Origin of the sequence: Bradyrhizobium altum, assembly GCF_020889705.1 — a bacterium.
In the GTDB taxonomy this organism is placed as follows: Bacteria; Pseudomonadota; Alphaproteobacteria; order Rhizobiales; family Xanthobacteraceae; genus Bradyrhizobium; species Bradyrhizobium altum.
Genome location: NZ_JACMYP010000474.1, coordinates 1 through 3,165, shown reverse-complemented (window position 1 = coordinate 3,165; position 3,165 = coordinate 1). Strand labels below are relative to the sequence as shown.

Sequence of the window (3,165 nt, the reverse complement as noted above, 5' to 3'; positions counted from 1 at the left end):
TGAAGCCGGGCTGCGGCTGGCTGCCCGCCGACTGGATGCCGACCGAGGCGCTGCGGCGCGCGTTCCGCGGCCTGGCGCGGGCCGAGGACGCCGTGCTCGCGGATTACGGTGCGACGCGCGGCTCGCTGGCGCTGCGCCGCATGCTGATGGCGCGGTTCGCCGACGAGGGCCTCGAAGTGTCGCCCGAGCAGGTGCTGCTCACGATGTCCGGCACCCAGGCGATCGACCTGATCTGCCGCTTCCTGCTGCGGCCCGGCGACACCGTGCTGGTCGACGATCCCTGCTATTTCAATTTCCGGGCGCTGCTGCGCGCCCATCAGGTCAAGCTCGTCAGCGTGCCCTACACGCCAGCGGGGCCCGATGTCGCAAGCTTCGAGGCGGTGCTCGAGGCCGAGCGGCCGCGGCTCTACATCACCGTGTCCGGGCTGCACAATCCGACCGGGGCGACGATGTCGCCGCAGACCGCGCACCGCGTGCTGAATGCCGCCACCGCCCGCGATCTCACCATCGTCGAGGACGACATCTTCGCCGATTTCGAGCCGGAGCCGTCGGCGCGGCTCGCGGCGCTCGACGGGCTCAACCGCGTGATCCGGATCGGCAGCTTCTCCAAGACGCTGTCGGCATCGTTGCGCTGCGGCTTCATCGCGGCGCGCGCCGACTGGATCGAGCAACTGGTCGACCTGCAGGTCGCCACCGGATTCGGCGGCCCCTGCGCGGTCGCGACCGAAATCATCGCAAGCGTTTTGGCGACCGGCTTCTACCGCAAGCATGTCGAGGAGCTGCGCCGGCGGCTGGCGCGCGCCCGCCGCGACGTCGGCGAGAAGCTGCAGCGCATCGGCATCGAGCCGTGGCTGATGCCGCGCGGCGGCTTCCAGCTCTGGTGCCGCCTGCCCGACGGCTGCGACTCCGCCGACGTGGCGCGCGCAGCACTCGCCGACAATATCGTGCTGGCCCCGGGCAACGTGTTCAGCACCACGCAATCGGCCACCGGCTTCATGCGCTTCAACGTCGCGCAATGCCGCGACCCGAAACTGATGCCGGCCTTGCTGCGGGCGATCGGGCGCTAACAAGCCCCCGATCGCGGCAGCGCTCGCTTACTTCTCACCGACCTTGAACGGCTCTTCCTTGCCGGGCGGCACCGTCTCTTCCGCCATCGCCAGCAGCATTGCGACCATCACGTAATTGCCGGCGACCGCGGTGAGGTCGACGATCTGCTGATCGTTGAAGATTGTCTTGGCCCGCACATAGGTCTGGTCGGAGACCTTCTTGGTCGTGGTCAGCTCGGTGACGAAATCGTACACCACGGCCTCATCGTCGGCCATTTTCGACGGGCGGTTGCCGGCCTTGAGCTCGGCGATGACATCGGTCGACAAGCCGGCCTTGGCCGCGAGCGGCGCATGCGCGAACCACTCGACCTGCGAGCGCCACTGCCGACCGATGATCAGGATCGCGAACTCGTTGAGCCTGGTCGGCACAGAGGTCTGCCAGCGCAGATAATAGAACAGATCGTAGAGCCGCTGGCCGAGCACCGGGCTGCGGATCATCGGATTGTACGGCCCGCCGATGCCGACGCTCGACACCTTCATGATCGCCTCGCCGAGCGGCCGCTGCTGGTCGTTGAGCTGATCCATCGTGAGCTGCGGGAAGCGCGGCTCCTTGCTGGTGGCCGGCGCCGAAAACATTGTGGCCGCGAGCCAGCCGCCGGCCGCGGCCAGCGTGAGCGACGACAGCCAGATCGAAGCTGATTGCATGATTTCCTCCGGTTTTGCTTTTATCGGAGAATGCTAATCGAGCGGCGGCGCGCCTGCCAGTCGCAGCGTACGCAGGTCAGCCCGTCACAGCGCGGCGATATCGGTGAGGCATTGCTGCGTCACGCTCATCCGCGCATCGATCTGCGCCTGGGTCTTGCAGTCCATGTTCATCGCGAACACGGTGACCTCGCTGCCCTTCTCGGCCCAGCCGACCAGCCAGCCGAGCGAGCCGTGCTCCTTGTCGGTCAGTCCGGTCTTGGCGTGAATGACGGCGTCGCCGACTTTCGTGACCGGCAGAATGTCGCACACCAGCTCTTGGCTGCGCTTGCCGACCGGCAGCACGCCGCGGCGCAGCCGGTCGAGGAAATCGATCTGCTGCACCGGATCGATCCGCAAATTGCCCGTCACCCAGAACTGGTCGATGCCGCCGCCGATGTCGCGGTTGCCGTAGTCGACGACGTCGAGATACTTCTGCATCCGCTCCGCGCCGATCCGGCGAGCGATTTCCTGGAACACCGGGAAGGCCGACACCGCGATTGCCGAGCGCAGCGTGTGATCCTTGTTCCAGGCCTCGATGCTGCGCGTCGTGCCGTCCCACTTGAAGACGTCCTTGTCGGGATCCTGCACCACGCCGGTCTCGAGCGCGATCAGCGCGTTCGGGATCTTGAAGGTCGAGGCCGGCAATTTGCCGTCGCCCGAGCGAACCTTGTCGCTCGCGATGATCAGGTAGTCGTCGACCTTGTAGCCGACGAAGGTGCCCTCGGTGCCGAGATCGAAGAACCGTTTTGCCAGATCCTCGCGAAACTCGCTGCGCTGGTAGGATACGTTGGCGAAGCTGCGCGACGGCAAGATGCTCGCGGCAGCAAGCAGACCGAGCGCATGGCGGCGATGGATCACGACGGGACCTGATCTGGTTCGGGTTGACGACGATGGTGATGCCATCGTGGTGAAAGGATGGCAATAAGTCTCGGTTGCCCGACGCGTTCTCTTCACGCGAGCCGGTGCCCACTTCGCTTGAAGACGCTATCGCTACCGCGCCCGGCCCGACAGCCGCAGCACGAACACCAAGACCTCGGCGACGGCCTTGTAGAGCTCGGCCGGGATCTCGTCGCCGAGCTCGACATTCGAGAGCGCGCCGGCCAAGACCTCGTTCTCCTCGATCGGGATGTCGTTGGCCCTGGCGACCTCGATGATCTTGGCGCCGATTGCGCCCCTGCCTTTGGCGACCACGCGCGGCGCGCCGGAATGGTCGTAATGCAGCGCGACCGCGAGCTGGTTCGGCGCCTCGCTCATGATGCGCGGTCCAGGAAATGGCCGGCGCGCGCGGGCGCAGGTTGCGGCGGGCTGCCGTCGCGGATCTCGATATCGCCGGGCGTAAGCTCGGCCCTGGTCAGCGCCTGGCTCAGTTCGGAGG

Annotated in this window: 4 protein-coding genes; 1 reads left to right on the top strand and 3 read right to left on the bottom strand. The window is 66.7% G+C overall.

Annotated features, from left to right (window positions below; all coding sequences use genetic code 11):
- The coding region (locus H8B02_RS46420) for an aminotransferase-like domain-containing protein (protein WP_229172395.1) at positions 1-1,067 on the top strand (1,067 nt) is incomplete at its 5' end.
- 27 nt (positions 1,068-1,094) lie between these two features.
- Here the strand turns inward: H8B02_RS46420 and H8B02_RS46415 are convergent.
- The 3 genes from H8B02_RS46415 to H8B02_RS46405 all read right to left on the bottom strand — a co-directional run bounded on the left by H8B02_RS46415 (position 1,095) and on the right by H8B02_RS46405 (position 3,044).
- A complete protein-coding gene (locus H8B02_RS46415; RefSeq protein WP_229172394.1) occupies positions 1,095-1,751 on the bottom strand; it encodes a carboxymuconolactone decarboxylase family protein in 657 nt (218 codons plus the stop codon).
- 84 nt (positions 1,752-1,835) lie between these two features.
- Positions 1,836-2,648, bottom strand: a complete 813-nt coding sequence (blaOXA, locus tag H8B02_RS46410) for a class D beta-lactamase (protein ID WP_229172393.1) — start codon at positions 2,646-2,648, stop codon at positions 1,836-1,838.
- A 132-nt stretch (positions 2,649-2,780) separates the two neighbouring features.
- Positions 2,781-3,044 carry an EscU/YscU/HrcU family type III secretion system export apparatus switch protein gene (locus H8B02_RS46405; RefSeq protein WP_229172392.1) on the bottom strand — a complete coding sequence of 88 codons (264 nt, stop codon included), beginning with the start codon at positions 3,042-3,044 and terminating at the stop codon, positions 2,781-2,783.
- Positions 3,045-3,165: the final 121 nt, after the last annotated feature.

What these genes read in the sequence shown, in the direction of transcription:
- H8B02_RS46415 (WP_229172394.1), bottom strand. Translation starts at nt 1,751, where the DNA reads ATGCAATCAGCTTCGATCTGGCTGTCGTCGCTCACGCTGGCCGCGGCC.
- H8B02_RS46405 (WP_229172392.1), bottom strand. Translation starts at nt 3,044, where the DNA reads ATGAGCGAGGCGCCGAACCAGCTCGCGGTCGCGCTGCATTACGACCAT.